20 protein-coding genes are annotated in these 18,567 nt (G+C 36.9%); 1 reads left to right on the top strand and 19 read right to left on the bottom strand.

Annotation, left to right across the window (positions count from 1 at the left end):
- Positions 1 to 23 precede the first annotated feature (23 nt).
- The 11 genes from nuoH to AC07UM_RS21245 all read right to left on the bottom strand — a co-directional run bounded on the left by nuoH (position 24) and on the right by AC07UM_RS21245 (position 9,722).
- Positions 24 to 1,088 carry an NADH-quinone oxidoreductase subunit NuoH gene (gene nuoH, locus AC07UM_RS21295; protein ID WP_124530867.1) on the bottom strand — a complete coding sequence of 355 codons (1,065 nt, stop codon included), beginning with the start codon at positions 1,086 to 1,088 and terminating at the stop codon, positions 24 to 26.
- Between the two features lie 88 nt (positions 1,089 to 1,176).
- Complete coding sequence (locus AC07UM_RS21290) at positions 1,177 to 2,175, bottom strand: NADH-quinone oxidoreductase subunit G (protein WP_494684535.1); 999 nt, start codon at positions 2,173 to 2,175, stop codon at positions 1,177 to 1,179.
- A 41-nt stretch (positions 2,176 to 2,216) separates the two neighbouring features.
- Complete coding sequence (locus tag AC07UM_RS21285; RefSeq protein ID WP_428145738.1) at positions 2,217 to 3,128, bottom strand: hypothetical protein; 912 nt, start codon at positions 3,126 to 3,128, stop codon at positions 2,217 to 2,219.
- Positions 3,129 to 3,133: 5 nt separating this feature from the next.
- Positions 3,134 to 4,492 carry an NADH-quinone oxidoreductase subunit NuoF gene (gene nuoF, locus AC07UM_RS21280; protein ID WP_494684534.1) on the bottom strand — a complete coding sequence of 453 codons (1,359 nt, stop codon included), beginning with the start codon at positions 4,490 to 4,492 and terminating at the stop codon, positions 3,134 to 3,136.
- A gap of 103 nt (positions 4,493 to 4,595) precedes the next feature.
- Positions 4,596 to 5,105 (bottom strand): NADH-quinone oxidoreductase subunit NuoE family protein, encoded by a 510-nt coding sequence (locus AC07UM_RS21275; protein ID WP_494684533.1) that lies wholly within the window; start codon positions 5,103 to 5,105, stop codon positions 4,596 to 4,598.
- Between the two features lie 105 nt (positions 5,106 to 5,210).
- On the bottom strand, positions 5,211 to 6,434 hold the full coding sequence (nuoD, locus tag AC07UM_RS21270; protein WP_103234090.1) for an NADH dehydrogenase (quinone) subunit D: 1,224 nt from the start codon (positions 6,432 to 6,434) through the stop codon (positions 5,211 to 5,213).
- A 66-nt stretch (positions 6,435 to 6,500) separates the two neighbouring features.
- Complete coding sequence (locus AC07UM_RS21265; RefSeq protein ID WP_103234089.1) at positions 6,501 to 6,995, bottom strand: NADH-quinone oxidoreductase subunit C; 495 nt, start codon at positions 6,993 to 6,995, stop codon at positions 6,501 to 6,503.
- Positions 6,996 to 7,001: 6 nt separating this feature from the next.
- Entirely contained in the window at positions 7,002 to 7,562 is a 561-nt protein-coding gene (locus AC07UM_RS21260; RefSeq protein ID WP_002983540.1) for an NADH-quinone oxidoreductase subunit B, read from the bottom strand.
- A 101-nt stretch (positions 7,563 to 7,663) separates the two neighbouring features.
- A complete protein-coding gene (locus tag AC07UM_RS21255; RefSeq protein ID WP_103234088.1) occupies positions 7,664 to 8,035 on the bottom strand; it encodes an NADH-quinone oxidoreductase subunit A in 372 nt (123 codons plus the stop codon).
- 263 nt (positions 8,036 to 8,298) lie between these two features.
- Positions 8,299 to 8,475 (bottom strand): hypothetical protein, encoded by a 177-nt coding sequence (locus AC07UM_RS21250; protein WP_185147129.1) that lies wholly within the window; start codon positions 8,473 to 8,475, stop codon positions 8,299 to 8,301.
- A 110-nt stretch (positions 8,476 to 8,585) separates the two neighbouring features.
- Positions 8,586 to 9,722 (bottom strand): GNAT family N-acetyltransferase, encoded by a 1,137-nt coding sequence (locus AC07UM_RS21245; protein ID WP_494684532.1) that lies wholly within the window; start codon positions 9,720 to 9,722, stop codon positions 8,586 to 8,588.
- A 105-nt stretch (positions 9,723 to 9,827) separates the two neighbouring features.
- Here AC07UM_RS21245 and AC07UM_RS21240 point away from each other — a divergent pair, with 105 nt between their 5' ends.
- Entirely contained in the window at positions 9,828 to 10,538 is a 711-nt protein-coding gene (locus tag AC07UM_RS21240; protein ID WP_185147128.1) for a zinc metallopeptidase, read from the top strand.
- On the opposite strand, the gene AC07UM_RS21235 is transcribed toward AC07UM_RS21240, so the two are convergent.
- The 8 genes from AC07UM_RS21235 to AC07UM_RS21200 form a co-directional block, all read right to left on the bottom strand.
- Positions 10,535 to 11,140: an IMPACT family protein gene (locus AC07UM_RS21235; protein ID WP_494684531.1), complete on the bottom strand. Its 606-nt coding sequence runs from the start codon at positions 11,138 to 11,140 to the stop codon at positions 10,535 to 10,537. The genes AC07UM_RS21240 and AC07UM_RS21235 overlap by 4 nt on opposite strands.
- 117 nt (positions 11,141 to 11,257) lie before the next feature.
- Positions 11,258 to 11,440, bottom strand: a complete 183-nt coding sequence (locus tag AC07UM_RS21230) for a bacteriocin-like protein (protein WP_494684530.1) — start codon at positions 11,438 to 11,440, stop codon at positions 11,258 to 11,260.
- Positions 11,441 to 11,480: 40 nt separating this feature from the next.
- Positions 11,481 to 11,645, bottom strand: a complete 165-nt coding sequence (locus AC07UM_RS21225; protein ID WP_494684529.1) for a bacteriocin-like protein — start codon at positions 11,643 to 11,645, stop codon at positions 11,481 to 11,483.
- 61 nt (positions 11,646 to 11,706) lie between these two features.
- Positions 11,707 to 12,732 (bottom strand): bifunctional diaminohydroxyphosphoribosylaminopyrimidine deaminase/5-amino-6-(5-phosphoribosylamino)uracil reductase RibD, encoded by a 1,026-nt coding sequence (ribD, locus tag AC07UM_RS21220; protein WP_494684528.1) that lies wholly within the window; start codon positions 12,730 to 12,732, stop codon positions 11,707 to 11,709.
- Between the two features lie 64 nt (positions 12,733 to 12,796).
- A complete protein-coding gene (locus tag AC07UM_RS21215) occupies positions 12,797 to 14,599 on the bottom strand; it encodes a DUF349 domain-containing protein (RefSeq protein ID WP_494684527.1) in 1,803 nt (600 codons plus the stop codon).
- A 74-nt stretch (positions 14,600 to 14,673) separates the two neighbouring features.
- Complete coding sequence (locus AC07UM_RS21210) at positions 14,674 to 15,411, bottom strand: shikimate dehydrogenase family protein (protein WP_494684526.1); 738 nt, start codon at positions 15,409 to 15,411, stop codon at positions 14,674 to 14,676.
- Between the two features lie 62 nt (positions 15,412 to 15,473).
- Positions 15,474 to 17,282 carry an endonuclease gene (locus tag AC07UM_RS21205; protein ID WP_494684525.1) on the bottom strand — a complete coding sequence of 603 codons (1,809 nt, stop codon included), beginning with the start codon at positions 17,280 to 17,282 and terminating at the stop codon, positions 15,474 to 15,476.
- A gap of 79 nt (positions 17,283 to 17,361) precedes the next feature.
- Positions 17,362 to 18,567, bottom strand: coding sequence for an ABC transporter permease (locus tag AC07UM_RS21200; RefSeq protein ID WP_494684524.1), 1,206 nt, complete (start codon positions 18,565 to 18,567; stop codon positions 17,362 to 17,364).

The raw sequence follows: 18,567 nt of genomic DNA, 5'->3' as shown, positions 1-18,567 counted from the left end.
AGTCAGCTCATTTTCAAATTTTCTTAGTTTGCAAATGCTAAAATTACAGCTCCTGTAATTAATAGGTTTACCAATGCCATTGGAATTAATGTTTTCCATCCCAAATGCATTAACTGATCGTATCTGAATCTTGGAAGCGTCCATCTGATCCACATGAAGATCAAAATTCCGATTACAGTCTTCGTTAAGAATGCTACAACACTCAAGATCCCTGCAGCGTTTTCACCCCAGTTCTGAGTTACCCATTCAATACCAGGATAGTTATACCCTCCAAAGAAAAGAACGACCATGAAAGCATTAGAAATAAACATGTTCACGTATTCCCCGAACATATATAAACCTAATTTCATGGAAGAGTATTCTGTAGAGTATCCTGTTACCAATTCAGATTCACACTCAGGTAAATCGAAAGGGTGTCTGTTGGTTTCTGCTAAAGCGGCTACAAAGAAAACAAGGAAAGCGATCGGCTGGTAGAAAATGTTCCAGTTCATACCGGAAACCCAAGGAATTACTCCCCATAATTTTCCAGTAGTCTGACTTTCGGTGATTTCTTTTAAATCTAAACTTCCTGTCATCATAATGATAGAAAGAAGTGCTAATCCCATTGCCAATTCATAAGAAATCATCTGAGAAGAAGCACGGATAGCACCTAATAATGAATATTTGTTGTTCGAAGCCCAACCCCCGATCATGATTCCGTAAACCCCGATGGAAGCCATTCCGATGATGAAAAGGACACCAACGTCAATGTTAGCAACCTGAAGATCAAAAGAAGTACCTGCGATATTTAAACTTTTACCCCAAGGAATAACAGCTCCTGTAATCAATGAAATAAACATTACCAAAGCAGGTCCTAATACGAATAGGAATCTTTCTGCATTGGCCGGAGTAAAGTCTTCTTTAAAGAAAAACTTTCCACCATCAGCAAGAGGCTGGAGTAATCCGAAAGGTCCAGCTCTGTTAGGACCAATTCTATCCTGCATGATAGAGGCAACTTTTCTTTCTGCCCAGGTAGAGTAGGCTGCAATCGTTAACGATAGCAGGAAAAGTGCTAGTACAAGTATAAGTTTAAATGTAAGTAAATCCATTTTTATTTAGATATTAAGATGTCAGATGCTAGATGTCAGATTAATTTGTTGTCTGAAGTCTGGTATCTGAAATCTGATGTCTTATTAATTATTGTTCGTCTTTTTCACTGATTTCTTTAGCCATCGGATTGTCTAAAACTCTTAGCTCATCTTTAGGCTTTTCATAGTGGTTCAATGAAATTACAGAGTGTCTGTCGATATGTCTAGGACCTTCGATATTCCAGTTTGATAATTCTTTTCTTTCGAAACGGCATGTATCACAGATGAATTCTTCTACTTCACCCCACTGGTCTTTTCTTGCAGTTACTCTTACCACTTCATCTCCTTTCATCCATACTACAGCTTTTCCGGAACACTTATCACATTTACATGTAGCATTCATTGGTTTTGTGAACCAAACTCTGCTTGTGAAACGTGCTGTTCTGTCTGTTAATGCTCCTACAGGACACACGTCAATAACGTTTCCGATGAAGTCATTATCTAAAGCTTTATTTAAATAAGTAGAAATTTCCGCGTGGTCTCCTCTGAAAAGAATACCGTGCTCTCTTGTTTCTGTAAGTTGATTAGCTGTCAATACACATCTTGCACAAAGAATACAACGGTTCATATTCAATTTGATGTTCGGTCCAAGATCATCAGCTTCGTAAGTATTTCTTTCAAATTCAGTTCTCGTCTGAAGGTTTCCATGCTCATAACCTAAATCCTGAAGATGACATTCTCCAGCCTGATCACAAACAGGGCAGTCCAGCGGGTGATTTACCAATAAGAACTCGGTAACGGCTTTTCTTCCTTCCTGAGCTTTCTCAGAACTAAGGTTTTTTACCTCCATACCGTCCATTACATTAGTTCTGCAGCTGGCAACTAATTTTGGCATAGGACGCGGATCAGCTTCAGATCCTTTAGAAACTTCTACAAGACACGTTCTACATCTTCCTCCACTGGTCTCCAATTTGCTGTAGTAGCACATAGCTGGAGGTACAGATTTACCACCGATTTGTCTTGCAGCTTCCAAAATAGAAGTACCAGGCAAAACTTCAGTAGTCTGTCCGTCTATCGTTATTTTGAATTTTTTAACTTCTTCGCTCATATCGTATGCTTTAAGCTTTATGCGCTAAGCAATAGGCTTTGTTATTTATATTTCTTAGTATTAAATGTATATCCAATTCCTGCTAGAACTTGTCCGAAAACAAAATCCTGGCGGGCTTTATCAGGTTTGTTATTTAATGTAGTTTTAATATCCCACATATTAATATAACCAGCTTTTCCTTCTACTCTAAGCATCCAGTTTTTCCAGAAAACTAAGTTAAGACTGGATCTGATATCGGTTCCCATCCCTGCAACATGAAAACGGTCACTTCTTTCATTTCCAAAAAGTTTTACATTACTTTTCGGAAACATGAACCCGATCCCGGCTCCGTAAGACCATACTAAATCTATATTTTTCTTATGAATAAGATTTTTGTATTTCTCAAGACCTAAATTTTCATAATTTAATCCGTCTGTATGTTCAAAAGTAAGGAACTTCTCATCTGCCAGGTTTACCTGTCCGTTTTGTACCATTGCTGCATATTCAGGATCTGAGATATGTCCTTTAAAGTTAACGGTTTGATTTTGATCCATCACATATTTCATGTGGTCAATCCCTAAAACAAGTGCTAAATTATCTTTAATAAAATATCCTATTCTGAAATTATACTGCGTTACGGTAAACCAACTTGGATCAAAATAAACGATTCCGAATTTTGTAGGCCTGTCTTGTGCTGTTACATTATTCAATTGAAAATCGTATCCGTTTCCAGTAAAGTGGATGTCGGAATTACTATAAGCAGCTCTGTTCCAGCCATAAAAAACGAAAACCTGACCTTTCTTACTTAATGGATTAGGCTTTTCCTTTTTTTCAGCTTTAATCTGCTGTTTCTCACTCGCTACATATGATAAATCCTCTTCAACGGATCTATTATAGTTTGCAGTATCTGTTTTCTTATTTTGTGCAAATACAAAATTCGACATCATTAAACCAACAACTAATAACTTCTTCATTTTAACTAAGCATTTTTTTCAACAGCTGGGATAGGATCTGCATAATGTGCCAATCCATAATTTTGAGTCTGAGACAACTCTGGGTTTTTCACATGCCACTCAAATTCATCTCTGAAGTGACGAATTGCTGCTGCAACTGGCCAGGCCGCTGCATCACCCAATGGACAAATGGTGTTTCCTTCGATTTTTCTCTGGATATCCCAAAGTAGATCGATATCTTCCATTTTTCCTTCTCCTTTCTCGATTTTCTTCAAAATCTTGTGCATCCATCCCGTTCCTTCACGGCAAGGTGTACACTGTCCACAACTTTCATGGTGATAAAATCTCGCCAATGTCATGGTGTGTTCTACGATACACTGATCTTCATCCAAAACGATGAAACCTCCTGAACCCATCATCGTTCCGGTAGCAAAACCACCATCTGCCAATGATTCATAGTTCATATATCTCGGCTCTCCGTTCACAGTTCTCAACAATAAATTAGCTGGAACAATCGGAACAGAACTTCCTCCAGGAATACAAGCCTTTAATTTTTTTCCGTCTTTAATACCACCACAATATTCATCAGAGTAGATAAATTCTTCTACAGTGATAGTCATATCAATTTCATATACACCCGGTTTGTTGATGTTTCCACAAGCAGAAATCAATTTCGTACCTGTAGATCTTCCTACCCCGATTTTTGCATATTCAGCACCTGTAATATCAATGATTGGAACGATTGCCGCAATAGACTCAACGTTGTTTACCACTGTTGGTCTTTCCCAAAGTCCTTTTACAGCCGGGAATGGCGGTTTTAATCTTGGATTTCCTCTTTTTCCTTCAAGGGATTCAAGCAATGCAGTTTCTTCACCACAGATATATGCTCCACCACCTCTCTGAACATAGATTTCAAGATCGAAACCTGTTCCTAAGATATTTTTACCTAAAAATCCTGCTGCTTTAGCTTCTTCGATCGCTTCTTCTAAGATATCCGGAATCCATGAATATTCTCCACGGATATAGATATAAGAAACATTTGATCCTAAAGTAAAAGATGAGATAAGCATTCCTTCAATCAATAAGTGAGGAAGAAATTCCATCAAATATCTGTCTTTGAAAGTTCCCGGTTCAGATTCGTCTGCATTGACCACCAAGTGTCTTGGTACACCTTCTGGTTTTGCCAAAAAGCTCCATTTCATCCCTGTTGGGAATCCAGCTCCACCACGACCTCTTAGTCCTGAAGCTTTTACTTCTTCAAGAATTTCGTCAGGAGTCATCTTCAAGGCTTTTTCAGCTGCAGTGTAACCTCCCTGTTTACGGTATGTTTCAAAGTAGCGAATACCTTCTATATGTGCGTCTTTAAGTAAAAGTTTTTTACTCATTGTTTATTATGCTTTTAGCTATTGGCTTTTGGCTTCTAGCTTTTTTGTAATTATTTAAAAAATTAACTAAGCTTAAATCCGAAATTCGGGATTTAAAATTATTTTAGTCTAAAGCAATTTGTCCCTGTCTGCAAAGATCAAGGATTTCATCTACCTTTTCTATCGTTAAATTTTCATGAAAGAATTTTCCTAGCTGCAGCATTGGCGCATATCCGCATGCTCCAAGACATTCAGCAGGCTTTAATGTGAACATACCGTCTTCAGTAGTTTCTCCATCTTTAATATTCAGTTTGGTTCTGATATGGTCCAGAATTTTTTCACTACCACAAACCATACAAGGTCCTGTTCTGCAAACTTCCAAAACATATTTACCCACCGGCTTCATATTAAACATCGTATAGAAAGTAGCCACTTCATATACTTCGATTGGCTGGATACTTAATAGTCCGGCAACATAATCCATCACAGGAACATCTAACCAACCTCCGAATTCTTTCTGTGCTATGTGAAGTACAGGAAGAAGAGCAGATTTTTGTCTTCCTTCAGGATATCTTGCGATAATTTTATGTACCTGTGCTAAACTTTCCGGTTTAAAAGCTATTGTTTCGCTCATTTTTTATCTAAGATTTCAGATGTCAGATTCTAGACATCAGATTTTTAAATTTATATGTAAAGCGAAGAGTCTAACATCTGAAATCTGATGTCTGACCTCTTCTTTTTATGCGTCTAATTCTCCCGCAATAATATTCATACTACACATCGTTACAATGGCATCTGAAATTACAGAACCTGTAATCATTTCAGGGTATGCCTGATAGTAGATGAAGCATGGTCTTCTGAAGTGAAGTCTGTAAGGGCTTCTTCCTCCGTCACTCACAAGATAGAATCCTAGTTCTCCGTTTCCACCTTCTACAGCATGGTAAACTTCTCCTTTCGGTACATCTGTTTCTCCCATTACAATTTTGAAGTGGTAGATCAATGCTTCCATTTTACTGTAAACATCTGCTTTTTCAGGTAAATAGAAATCAGGAACATCCGCGTGGAATGGTCCTTCCGGAAGGTTGTCGTATGCTTGGTTGATGATTTTAAGGGATTCCCAGATTTCCTGTTGACGAACCATGAAACGGTCATAAGTATCTCCTGAAGTTCCTACAGGAATAATAAAGTCGAAATCTTCGTATGATGAATAAGGCTGTGCAACTCTTACATCGTAATCTACTCCTGCTGCACGTAAGTTTGGACCTGTGAAACCGTAGCTTAAAGCTCTCTCGGCAGAGATGGCTCCTGTACCGATGGTTCTGTCCATGAAAATTCTGTTTCTCTCTAATAAGGTACCGAATTCTTTAAATCTTGCAGGGAAGGTTTTTAAGAAATCTTTCAGTAACTCATGGAACTTAGGCGTGAAATCTCTTTCAAATCCTCCGATTCTTCCCATATTGGTTGTCATCCTTGCTCCACAAATCTGCTCATACATATCATAAATACGTTCTCTTTCGATGAACATATAAGTAAGACCTGTAATGGCTCCTGAGTCCATTCCGGTTACCCCGTTACAAATCAGGTGATCGCCAATTCTGGCAAGTTCCATAAGGATAACGCGCATATAGTCTACACGTTTTGGAACTTTAACTCCGATCAGCTTCTCCACTGTCATGTGCCAACCCAGGTTATTGATCGGTGCAGAACAGTAATTCATACGGTCAGTAAGGGTAGTGATCTGAGAATAGTTTCTTCTTTCAGAAATTTTCTCAAATGCTCTGTGGATATATCCTACCGTCTGTTCAGCATGAAGAATTCTCTCTCCATCCATCGTTAAGATGTTTTGGAAAATCCCGTGAGTAGCAGGGTGGGTAGGTCCTAAATTGAGGGTATATAATTGTCCGTCAATCTGTTCCTTACTTTCGTACTGGTTTAGTATATTAGATAATGAGTTATCTTTCATAATATATAATTGATAATTGATAAGCGATAATTGATAGGCTCAATCATCAGTAATCATTTATATTTTTTATCTTCCGAACATATTATCGTCCTTGTCGGTTCTGGTACCATCTTCAAGGCGATATTCTTTCAACATTGGGTGGTATCCAAGATCTTCCATATTCAAGATAGGTCTAAGATCCGGGTGTCCTTTAAATTTAATCCCATAGAAATCATACGTTTCTCTTTCCATCCAGTTAGCTCCTGCATATAATTCTGTAAGAGAATCTACTTCTATATTTTCTCTGGACATGAAGATTTTCAGACGTAATCTGAAATTGGCCATCATATTATGCAAATGGTATACAACACCAATTTCCTTGTCAGGGAATTCAGGGTAATGAATACCACAAATATCCGTAAGGAAATTAAATTCCAAAGATGAATCTTTAAGATAATGAATGATTTTCTTAATATCTTCTTTCTTCACTTCAACCGTTAGCATATCATAAGGTTCTGAGCTTGAAATGACAGATTCCGGAAATTCTCTTGTGATTGCTTCTAATACAAATTCGTTTGTCATCTCCGTTTAGTTGCTTATGTTGTAAGAATCTAATAATTTCTGATATTCAGGCATATCTCTTCTTCTGATACTTTCACTCTCTGCAAGAGCCTGTACCTGCATTACTCCTTCAATAATCTGCTCAGGTCTTGGAGGACATCCAGGAACATACACATCTACCGGAATAATTTTATCAATTCCCTGAAGTACAGAATAGGTATCAAAAATACCACCGCTGGAAGCACAAGCTCCAACTGCGACTACCCATTTTGGCTCAGCCATCTGAGTGTAAACTTCTTTCAGGACTGGTCCCAATTTCTTTGATATAGTTCCACAAACCATGAGCATATCTGCTTGTCTTGGAGAGAAAGAGTTTCTTTCCATACCAAATCTTGAAGCATCATAAGTGGGGTTCAGGGTAGCCATAAACTCGATACCACAACAAGAGGTTGCAAATGGCAATGGCCAAAGTGAAAACTTTCTAGCCATCCCGATTACACTGCTCAGTTTTGTTGCGAAAAACCCTTCTCCTTCATAGCCTTCGGGAGCAGGTGCATCTGTTCTTATTACTGGTTTTTTATCTGACATCTCTTAGATTTTAGATTTTAAATTTCAGATTGTAGATTAAAACATCATTTTCTATGCTTAAAATCCGATCTAAAATTTATAATTTTTGATTTTTAATTATCCTACTTATCCCAATCCAGCGCACCGCGTTTCCAAACATAGAAAAACGCTACGAAGAAAATCGCAACGAATGTAAGTACGGCAAGGAAGCCTTCCATGCCGAATTCTCTGAAGTTTACCGCATAAGGATAAAAAAATACGATTTCAATATCGAATAGGACGAACAATACCGCTGTCAGGAAGTATTTGATAGAAAACGGTGTTCTAGCATTTCCTTCTACAGGAATCCCGCATTCCCAGCTTTGGTTTTTTACAGAGTCTCCTTTTTTCTGTTGTGGCCCTAAGAAATGTGCCCCAAGCAAAGAAACAGCTACAAATCCTACTGCTACACCAGCCTGGATAAGGATTGGAATATAACTTTCAGGTAAATTCATTTTTGCATTATTATCTCAATTTGCAAATTTAGCGAATAAACAAGAAAGCATGAAATTTATCAGCTTAAAAGTCGGGTGAAAATGAGTTAAATCGGTAATTTAGAATCAATAAAAATTAGCTTTTTATGATTGTTTTTATGATGCGTTTTTCCCCCTTTTTTTGTAGTCACTCCCAAAAGACAAATCCTCTCATGTGATTTTGAAATACTACCACTTTCCCTTTCTCAGAAGTATTGAAGGGTTGGTCATTGTAGAATTGGGGTCTATTTTTTCATTTTTTTCAAAAGGGTATAGGCTATAAATGAGATGTATCCAAAAAGAATACTGGCAAAAGCAATATTGATGATGGTATTCATTCTGTCATCTTTTAACTGGAAAAAGATATTATAACAAATAAATCCGGCGATCAAAACAGCGAAAATAATGAGTTGTGGTTTCATACTGTAAATTTACGAAAATCAGAGGAAAGTGGTGACTGTGAATAACGAGCGATGTATTGAGGTTTAGAGTTCCTTAAAACATCAGCTCGTATGAAGTAGTTATAGAAGGCCTATTTTGGGTTGCCTACCATTAAAGAGTATGTTCTTCTTCGTTTATGGTTTACAGGGTTGTAATCCTGCCAAAGTACCTGCACGCTTTTGTTTTCTTCCAATTCAGGATTGGTCTCAGCAAAATCAATTCCCATACTGGTAAACCGTACGAAAATTTCCTTGAAAATAATTGCCGTTACGCCACGTCTCTGGTATTCCGGATGAATGCCGATAAGATAGAAATTGGCACGATCATTCTTTTTCCCGGCTTGTAAAAAGTGCCACCATCCCAATGGAAATAATTTTCCTTTTGATTTCTGAAGCGCCTTTGAATAAGAAGGCATTGTGATAGCAAAAGAAACCAACTGTTGATTTTCATCTACCACACAGATTACATAATTTTTATTGATAAAAGGGAAATATTTTTCTCTGTATGTTTTGATCTGTTCTTCTGAAATGGGAGTATACGTAGAAAGATGTTTATACGTTTCATCTAAAAGCTTAAACATGGGTTCTACATAAGGAAGGATTTCTTCTTTTGACTTGAATTTAAGAACTTTCAATTTGTATTTCTGAGCAATCAGACCACTAAATTTCTCCACTTTTTCCGGAAGTACTTTCGGGAAATTCATTTCATATTCTACCCATTCTTTTTCTTTGGTTAATCCAAGATTTTCAAGGTGTTTTGGATAATAGGCATGGTTGTAGATTCCAATCATTGTTGCCAGTTTATCAAATCCCATGGTCAGCATGCCTGCTTTGTCAAGATTGGTAAAGCCCATAGGTCCTTCAATCATTTCAATATTGTGCTCATTGGCATAATCTATAGCGGTTTGAATTAAAGCTTTGGAAACTTCAGCATCATCAGTGAAATCTATCCAGCCAAAACGTACTTTTTTGTTCCCTAATTCTTTCTCTTCTTTATGATTAATGATTACAGCAATTCTACCCACTACTTTACCGTCTTTTGCCGCCAGAAACTGCTTAGATTCTGAATACTGTAAGGCCGGGTTTTCTTTCGCATCCCATATTTTCATTTCGTCTTTTATAAAAGATGGGACATAGTACGGGTTGTTTTTGTACAAATCCATCGGAAATTTTACGAATTGCTTGAGTTGATCAGCTGTTTTTACTTCAATAATTGAAACCTTAGACATAACTTTTGATGGTAATTTAGTCACAAATATAAATAATAAAATCTTATACTTTGGCACAGTTTTTATTTGATTATGGATAAAAATTAAACACAAAATCTAAATAAAATGGTGGGTTATTATATCATTATTGGTATTTCAATGTTGGTGAGCTGGTGGGTTTCATCCCGGTTGAAATCGAAATTTGAATATTATTCCAATGTGCACCTTCGAAATGGACTTTCGGGGAAAGAAGTAGCGGAAAAAATGTTGAGAGATAGCGGGATTAATGATGTTCAGGTAATATCAGTTCCCGGGCAGTTGACGGACCACTATAATCCGGCAGATAAAACAGTAAACCTCTCTGAAGGGGTTTATATGCAGAGAAATGCCGCCGCCGCCGCAGTAGCAGCTCATGAATGCGGACACGCCGTACAGCATTCCGTAGGATATTCTATGTTGAACTTACGTTCAAAACTGGTTCCTATCGTTAATATAAGTTCCAATCTGATGCAGTTTGTCCTTATAGCGGGTATCGCGGTAATGGCAGCATCACGAACTATTGAAAATCCAAACGGAAATACTACTGTTCTGGCAATTGGAGTAGCGATGTTTGCGATGACAACACTTTTTGCTTTTGTAACATTGCCAGTGGAATATGATGCTAGTAACAGAGCAATGAAATGGCTTAAAGATACAGGAACTGTAACTGCAGAAGAATTTGTTGGGGTACAGGATAGTTTAAAATGGGCAGCAAGAACTTATGTTGTTGCAGCGCTGGGCTCCCTGGCACAGCTTCTTTACTGGGGGTCTTTACTTCTTGGTGGAAGAAGGGATTAATCATTAAATTCAAATGAAACATATTGCATCTCGGATAGTTTTTCCGAGATGTTTTCTTTTTGGGCCAGTTTCAGCGAAGCCGTGAGAATACAGTTCTCGTTGGCATCAAAATTCAACACTTTGGCATCAAATTTTGAAAGTAGGGTGAAGATCGTATTCTGTTGATTGAAATTAAACTGAATCTCAACTTCCGTTTCCAGTTCCCGGATCATAATATGGGCTTCTTCCAATGTAATCTTTGCAGATTCTTTATAGGCTTTTACCAGCCCGGAAACACCAAGTTTAGTTCCTCCGTAATAGCGGACCACAATCACAAGAATATTTGTAATTTCATTCGCCAATAACTGATTGTAAATAGGTAGACCTGCACTTCCGGAAGGTTCTCCGTCATCATTAGCACGATAGTTTTCGCCATTTAATCCCATTCTGAAAGCGTAGCAGTGATGGGTGGCTTTCGGATGTTCTTCCCTGACCTTCTCTAAAGCTGCCTTTAGCTCTTTTTCATTATTTACGGGATAAGCAAATCCGATGAACTTGCTTCCTTTTTCTTTTAAAAGAATATCTTCTATGGGTTTTTCTATGGTTTTGTATTCAAACGTCATTGGAGTTCCTGCTTTGTTTATGCAAAAATATTAAATGCTTTAGTATTCTGCACCATAATCATAAATTAAGCCGTCAAATCTTGACGGCTTATGTATTTTGAATGTGAAATTATACTCTTACATTTGATCTCCACAAAGATCCATTGGAATCAGGCACATATAGCTTGTAGGACCGCAAAAATCTGTTGGGCAGTAATCTCTGCATCTTGTAGGCTGCCCATTAGGTAATGTACATGTTACAAAAACACCTCCTTTAATGGTTTTCATATGGGCTCTGGATACTTTTTTTACATTTTTCATAGTAATATTTTGTTTGGTTAATTAGTTCCATTTTACAATACTAGCATGGGAATGTTCCGTCTACCCAAGGTGGTGGGCAGCTCATACTGGAAGGAGTTGCACAGCAATGCTGTAATGAAGGTGGATAAAAAGAACAGCATTGAGGAGCATTTCCTCCAGATACTTTTTTCAACTCTTGTCTTGAAACTTTCTTTAGATTTTTCATAGTAATTTTTTTGTAAAACTAATGTAAATAAATTATTTCATTTAAAGGTGATAAAAAGGTTTTATTTTTGTCTAAAGAAAGAAATTGTATTATCCCTGAAATCTTCGGTTTTGGCCGCTGTATGATCAAATTCCGGAGCTTTTGTTCCGTTTTCCAGTATCAGACTTTTATTTTTAATGATAAGAGCTTCGTCCCAAAGGTTAGCATCGATAAACTGTTGTAGTGTAAAACGACCGCCTTCAATAATGACAGACTGTATTTGTTCTTTATACAATGCATCCATAAGATCCGGAAGAAAATGATCTTTGTTGATTTTTATGAATTGAATATGACCTTCAGTACTTTCTTTCACAGAATTTAAAATCAGTGTTCTTGCTTCGTTTTTATAAATGTTGAAGGTTTCCGGAACTTTTAAATCAAAGTCAATCAGAATTCTGACAGGATTTACCCCTTCGGCATTTCTTACTGTAAGACTTGGATTGTCATGTAAAGCCGTTTTGGTTCCTACTAAAATAGCATGTTCGTCGGCTCTCAATTGATGAACGAACTGATTGACCAGTGTATTGGAAACGGCAGTAGGTTTAAAATCTTTATCCAAAAAGCCATCACCTGATTCTGCCCATTTTAAAATGATATAAGGTCTTTTCTTTTCATGATACGTGAAAAACCTCTTATTAAGTTCAATACATTCTTTTTCAAGAATTCCTGAAGTGGCTTCAATTCCTGCGTCTTGAATGATTTTCTTTCCCTTTCCATTTACTTTATCGTGGGAGTCCATCGCGCCGATAACAACTTTTTTAAATCCTAATTCTTTGATTCTTAAAGCGCAGGGTGGTGTTTTTCCATAATGAGCACAAGGCTCCAGAGATACATAGATCGTTGATTCCGGGATCAGTTCTTTATTTTTAACGGAATTGATCGCATTGATTTCAGCATGATTTTCTCCTGCTTTATGATGGTATCCTTCACCTATGATTTCCCCGTTGTGTACAATTACACTTCCTACAAGAGGGTTAGGGTAGGTCTTACCAAGGGCTTTCTGTGCCAGTTCGATACATCTTTTGATATAAAGTTCGTCGTTGTTCATATTCTATAAAAAGAAAAAGCGAAGACAAATTGCTTTGCTCCGCCTTTATTTATTTTGTTATCTATTAATCTCCGCTGATAATGCTGTGGAGATTCTGTTTTAATGTTTCCAAATGAGCTTTTTTCTCATCAATAGTATTGTAAGTATCTCTTAAAAGAGGATTTTCTCTTGATGGTTTGTTGAAGAAAGAAAGGTTGTTTTCCAGCTTTACGATTTCTCCTTCAAGATCTGAAATTTGATTTTTGATCTTTCTTGCTTTGTCAGTAAGCTGGTTTTCAGATAAGCCTTCTTCTTTCAGTTCAAGTTCATTGATTTTGTTTATTTTCAATTTCTCTCTTAAAGTCTTATTGAATTCTGAGTTGATTGAAATTTTATCTCTCGGAACTTTACCGATATTATTCCATGAAGTTTTGATCTGCTCAATTTTTTCGATACTGCCTTCTTCATTGGAAACCATTTTCAATTCATCAAGAAGATTTTTTTTGTTTTTATAATTCTCTTTCCAGTTGTCGGTAGAAGTATTGCTTTTCTCTCTGTAATTGTTGAAAAACGCGTTACATGCATCACGGAATTCATCCCAGATTTTATTGGTCATGCTCTTTGGAACGTGCCCTATTTTTTTCCAGTCTTCCTGTAGTTTTTTGAATAAAGGAACTGAGATATCCCATTCCTCGTTATTCATATTATCCTGTGCCGTCTGGATCAATTTTAACTTCTCTTCAAGATTAGCCTGCTGAGATCCTTTCAACGATTTATAATAGTTGTTTTTCGTTGTATTGAAACCTCTTAGTGTTGTTTTAAAATCATTCCAGTTTTGGTTGGAAAGTTTTCTTGGAACACTTCCTGTTTTTAGGAATTCTGAACGAAGATCCTCAACTCTTTTAATAGCGTTTTGCCAATAATTGTGATTAGGAGTCTCTGATGGTTCGGAAAGTTTCTTTATTTCAGTAATGATCTCATTTTTCTTTTCAAGATTCACAGTCTGCTCTTTTTCAATAGAAGCGGAAAGCTCAGATTTTCTTTCGTGAATTTTATTTGAAATTTCTTTGAACTCTTCCCATGTTTTCTCACGGAATTCTTCTGAAACAGGTTCAGCCTCTTCTTTCCAAAGTTTATGAAGATATTGAAGTTCATTTAAAGCCTTCTGAATTACGGGTTCATTTTCCAGTTCTTTAGCGCGGGCAATGATATGCTCTCTTTTTTCCAGGTTATGACTGTATTCCTGCTCCAAAAATTCTTTGTTCAGATCCAGCATCTGATAAAATTGATTCAGGTGGTGGAAATAATTGTTGTTGAGAATTTTAAATTCAGACTTTGCAACCTGTCCGGCTCTTGACCAGTCTTCTTTGATCTCACGAATGGATTTAAAAAGATTAATTCCTGGTTCAGAACTGGTATATAAATTTTTAAGTCTCTCGATAATGCTTTGACGGTGCTCAAGGTTTTTCTTTTGCTCTTCTTCCTGTCCTTTCTGGAAGTCGTCATGTTTTTCTCTGAAAATATTAACCAATGCGGAATATTTAGCCTGAGAAGGGTGCTCATAACTGAAGTTTTCAGGAGCATTTCCGGCTTCTGCGTATTCATGCTTTTTATCCTCCACTTCATCATGGATGTAATGACTTGCTTTTTCCTTCAGCTGGTTGAATCTCTTAAAATTCTCACCGGCGTTAGGAGTGTTGATGATTTTTTCCATTTCCTTTAAAGCATCAGTAAGGGAAATTTCTACCTCTTCATGTTCTTCCAGGTGCTCTGCTTCATCTTCATGTGGGATTGCATCATGAGAAACTGTGTTTTCTGATGTGTCCTGAGATACTTCGTTAGGATTTTTCTTTTCTTCGTTTTCAGAAAGATTGTTTTCTGTAGTCATAGCAAATCTTTTATGTGAGTGGCGTTAATATCCTTTAAATATAGCTTTAAGGCCAATTAAAGCACTAATTTATGTTATTTTTTTTGAAAATTCCAAATTTCCCAAGCTTTTTCTGCTTGCTGTTCAAGCATATAATACCCGTTGACTGTTTTTGCTCCTTTTTCAGAGGCATTGATGATGAATTGGGTGTAATTGGGATTGTAGATCAGATCGATCACCAGGTGTTCTGGAGAAAGACCATCAAAAGGGAAAGACAGACAGTCTTTAACATTTGGAAAAGTACCTACAGGTGTACATTGAATGATTATTTTGTATGCTGCAACAGTTTCTTTATCAAGATTTTCAAAGTTAATTTCTGTGCTTCTTGAAACCGTTACAGAAGGAATGTTATGCTTGTCTAGCGCATATTTTACAGCCTTTGCTGCGCCTCCGTTTCCTAAGATCAGTGCTTTATCCTGTGAAGGTTTTTTGTGTAAGAGAAGCGTTTTTTCAAAGCCGAAAGCGTCCGTATTATACCCTGTCTTTTTGCCATTCTGAATAAGAATACAGTTGACAGCCCCTATTTTTTCCGCTTCATCACTTAATTCGTCAAGATAATCAATTATTTTTTCTTTATAAGGAATGGTGACATTGAATCCTAAGAGCTCCGGAGAAGAAAAAAGGTTTTCCACTTCATTGATTTCATTCAAATCAAAAATATCGTAGGAGAAGTTCTTCAGCATGAGCTTTTGGAACTTATTTTCGAAGAATTTTTTAGAAAAAGAATAGGAAATATTTCTTCCTATCAATCCTAATTTTTTATTGGAATCCATAGATCAAAAATAAAAAAAAGACCGGATAAATCCGGCCTTTGGGTTGAAATATTTTTTACTAATTAATCTACGATAAATTTAGTAGAGAAGTTATCTGTTTTCAGGATATAAGTTCCTTTGGTTAACCCTTTAAGGCTGATTTTGTTTGTGTTTTTGAAAGGATTAATGATTGTTTCAATTAATTTTCCGGAAAGATCGTAGATGTCCGCTTTTGAAACTTTGTTAAGGTTTTCCCCTTTTACAAATAATTCATTATTTCTTACCGGGTTAGGGTAGATCGTGAACTGAGATTTGTCTTTTTTAGTTTCAACAGTTGCTAAAGTACTAAAACATGTCCAGCTAAGATCATCTATGGCAACTCTTTGCGCGCTTTGACTTGTAATTGGATTCGTAATTTTGATCACTACATTTCCGCTTACATTGATATTAGGAATGGTTGTTGTCGTTGTTGCATTGGCTGTTCCGCTATAAGGAATTGTACCTACTAGATTTCCGTTTATTTCTACATTTAGAACACCGGATCCGCTTCCATACTTTAATGCAGTTGTTACTGTTAAATTCTGGATTCCTCCTGTAAGAACAGAACTGGATAAGTTTCCAATTCTTAATGTAATTGCCTTACCATTGATCGTCTCGTCAACTCTTGAGTCAACTGCAGTCCATGTTATGCTATTATTGGTCCAAACTCTTGTGGCATAAGCAGGGTTTGTAGAAGTTGGTATATTTGAGAAGTTTTCAGTTCCACAGCTTCCCCCTCCGGCAGGTCCGTCAAGTGTAGTTCCTGCTGCAATGTTACTTTGTGGTGAAGTATTTCCAAACGCATCTTTAGCAATTAAATGAAAATTGTATGCTGTAAGTGGAGATAATCCTGTTACTGTAGTAGATGTTGATATACCGGAAACTGTAGATTTTAATAATCCATTTGCATACACATCATAAGCGGTTACCCCAATATTATCGGTTGCAGCTGTCCATGTAAGATCCATCGTATTTGAAGTAGGATTGCTGGCAACTAAATTGGTTGCGGCAGTAGGAGCTTCTGTATCAGGAGTGATGTTGCTCCAGATCAAATTAGCATAATTAGGATTGTCGATAAAAGGATTTCGGTTACCCTGATACGCAAAAGATGCATTATTTCTTGCTATTTCTTCCGGTGATACAGGATCCATAGTATTCCATGCCAGATATTGGTTTAGCGCCCACGGTTGTAACCCTGGAAATGCGACGTTTCCAAGCATTCCACCTGAAGAGAAACCTTGAAGTTTTTCTTCATATCTTGTTACAAAATAAAGAATCATTCTGGCAACATCTCCTTTAAATGCATCGATAGGTTCAAATACAGTACCTGAATAACCCAAAGAAGCTGAAGTACCTAGTTTAGAACCATTTTGAGATTGAAATGAAACACTGTTTCCTACGATTCCAAATGGGTAATCAGATCTCATTCCATTAACCTTTCCATCTGTCGCACGGATAAAATTGATGTCTGAAACCATTGGAGATGCTTCATTAAATAAACTTTGAGGAATGATATGTTCTCTGTTGTAGCAACTTCCTTCGCCTGAGTAGTTTCCACACTGATTGGTAACAGGGGTATAATTGTATGGATCCGGACCATTAGGTTTTTCAGAATAGATATCTAGAATTGTACCGTCATTTTCGTAGAAATAATCACGATCCGTAGTAAGATAAGCCGTCCATAAACCTCCATATCCATGATCCTGATGTCCAGCTGTAATAATATTCTTTAATGCGGTTTTAAGAGCTGGGCCAGTTAACCCGTTAGCAGCATTGTAGTATCCTGCAGGGGCCTGTGCTGAAGTGTTGATAAATATAACACTTAATAGAAAAAAAGATAAAATTCGTTTCATTTTTTTAAATTGGGGCGTAAAGGTACAAAAAAATGGAAACGAGATGTATTAATTTAATGTAATATATAATCCTATGATATTAGCTTTTAGTAAGATATTCTCTACTTATTTTTGAAAAGAACCATGAAATAGTGATTCCAAAGATGGAAGCTGTAAGTGCTACGATAAGATAATTTTTTCCTACAATTTTCACCGGGAATGGAAGAACTTCATTGGCTCTGAAGAACTCTGTATAAAGCTGAAAATAGCAAAGTGCTGTTCCGAGGATTAATCCGGTAATTACTCCGGAAACCACAATAAGGATTCCGGTGTAGAAATAGGTCATTCTTAAATGGCTTAAAGGGAAGCCAAGCGATATCAATGATTTTGCCTGCTCTTTTTTATCGAGCTGAAGGATGATGATGGCTCCTGCAAGATTGAAGGTTGTAATGAAAATAACCAGTGCAAAAATCAGGTAGATAAAAAGTTTTTCCGTGTTGATCATTTTCCAGAAAGCAGCATTTTCTTCTTCCTTGGTTTTGATCTCAATATTTTTTCCCAGAGAAGAAAGCAGGTTTTGTTTTACAGCATCTGCATTCTCCGGATTTTTTAATTTAATAACGATTTCGTAAGCCGATTTTTTTGGCAGGCTGAGCAATTCTTCGGTAAGTTCAATAGGAGAAATGATGTAATTGTCCAGTTGATCTTTTCCGGGGAAAACACCTGTTACCGAAATATCCCTTTTATTATAGATGTCTTCTTCCTTATTGATGATCCCTGTTCCAGGTTTTGGCATAAAGACCGTTGCATAATGATTGGAGGAATCTACAGGAATAGAAAGTCTGTTGTCCAGGCTGTTTTCCATCAACACTTCATTAGAATATTTGAAGCTGGGATAGGTTCCGTAGAAAACATCTTTATTAATTGGATTTACTTTGACATAAGCAGAATCTACCCCTCTTAAATAGGCAATGTCTCCTTTTCCATTGAAGTTGATATATACTTTTTCTTCAATAACACGGGAGAAGCTGCTTACTTCTTTATTGCTTTTTAAAACCGAATTAACCTGTTCCAGGTTTTTAATAGTTTTCCCTGCAGAACTTTTTAAAGTCAGATCCGCATGGAGATTGGAAATAAGGTCTTTATTCAGTTCTTCCAATCCGGAAAAGACGGAAATAATGACGAACATTGCAGCCACAGCAACCGTCATGGCACCTACAGCCAGCCACGTAATAAACGTAACGGCAGTACTGCCTTTTTTAGCCAAAAGGTATCTGGATGCTATGTAAAATGCAATATTCTTCAA

The sequence above is a fragment of the Chryseobacterium sp. GW821-FHT04C04 genome (assembly GCF_059420365.1).
This window is presented reverse-complemented; position numbering and strand designations above follow the sequence as displayed.

Coding starts and splice junctions, on each gene's coding strand:
- nuoH (WP_124530867.1), bottom strand. CDS start 1,088: ATGGATTTACTTACATTTAAACTTATACTTGTACTAGCACTTTTCCTG.
- AC07UM_RS21290 (WP_494684535.1), bottom strand. CDS start 2,175: ATGAGCGAAGAAGTTAAAAAATTCAAAATAACGATAGACGGACAGACT.
- AC07UM_RS21285 (WP_428145738.1), bottom strand. CDS start 3,128: ATGAAGAAGTTATTAGTTGTTGGTTTAATGATGTCGAATTTTGTATTT.
- nuoF (WP_494684534.1), bottom strand. CDS start 4,492: ATGAGTAAAAAACTTTTACTTAAAGACGCACATATAGAAGGTATTCGC.
- AC07UM_RS21275 (WP_494684533.1), bottom strand. CDS start 5,105: ATGAGCGAAACAATAGCTTTTAAACCGGAAAGTTTAGCACAGGTACAT.
- nuoD (WP_103234090.1), bottom strand. CDS start 6,434: ATGAAAGATAACTCATTATCTAATATACTAAACCAGTACGAAAGTAAG.
- AC07UM_RS21265 (WP_103234089.1), bottom strand. CDS start 6,995: ATGACAAACGAATTTGTATTAGAAGCAATCACAAGAGAATTTCCGGAA.
- AC07UM_RS21260 (WP_002983540.1), bottom strand. CDS start 7,562: ATGTCAGATAAAAAACCAGTAATAAGAACAGATGCACCTGCTCCCGAA.
- AC07UM_RS21255 (WP_103234088.1), bottom strand. CDS start 8,035: ATGAATTTACCTGAAAGTTATATTCCAATCCTTATCCAGGCTGGTGTA.
- AC07UM_RS21250 (WP_185147129.1), bottom strand. CDS start 8,475: ATGAAACCACAACTCATTATTTTCGCTGTTTTGATCGCCGGATTTATT.
- AC07UM_RS21245 (WP_494684532.1), bottom strand. CDS start 9,722: ATGTCTAAGGTTTCAATTATTGAAGTAAAAACAGCTGATCAACTCAAG.
- AC07UM_RS21240 (WP_185147128.1), top strand. CDS start 9,828: ATGGTGGGTTATTATATCATTATTGGTATTTCAATGTTGGTGAGCTGG.
- AC07UM_RS21235 (WP_494684531.1), bottom strand. CDS start 11,140: ATGACGTTTGAATACAAAACCATAGAAAAACCCATAGAAGATATTCTT.
- AC07UM_RS21230 (WP_494684530.1), bottom strand. CDS start 11,440: ATGAAAAATGTAAAAAAAGTATCCAGAGCCCATATGAAAACCATTAAA.
- AC07UM_RS21225 (WP_494684529.1), bottom strand. CDS start 11,645: ATGAAAAATCTAAAGAAAGTTTCAAGACAAGAGTTGAAAAAAGTATCT.
- ribD (WP_494684528.1), bottom strand. CDS start 12,732: ATGAACAACGACGAACTTTATATCAAAAGATGTATCGAACTGGCACAG.
- AC07UM_RS21215 (WP_494684527.1), bottom strand. CDS start 14,599: ATGACTACAGAAAACAATCTTTCTGAAAACGAAGAAAAGAAAAATCCT.
- AC07UM_RS21210 (WP_494684526.1), bottom strand. CDS start 15,411: ATGGATTCCAATAAAAAATTAGGATTGATAGGAAGAAATATTTCCTAT.
- AC07UM_RS21205 (WP_494684525.1), bottom strand. CDS start 17,282: ATGAAACGAATTTTATCTTTTTTTCTATTAAGTGTTATATTTATCAAC.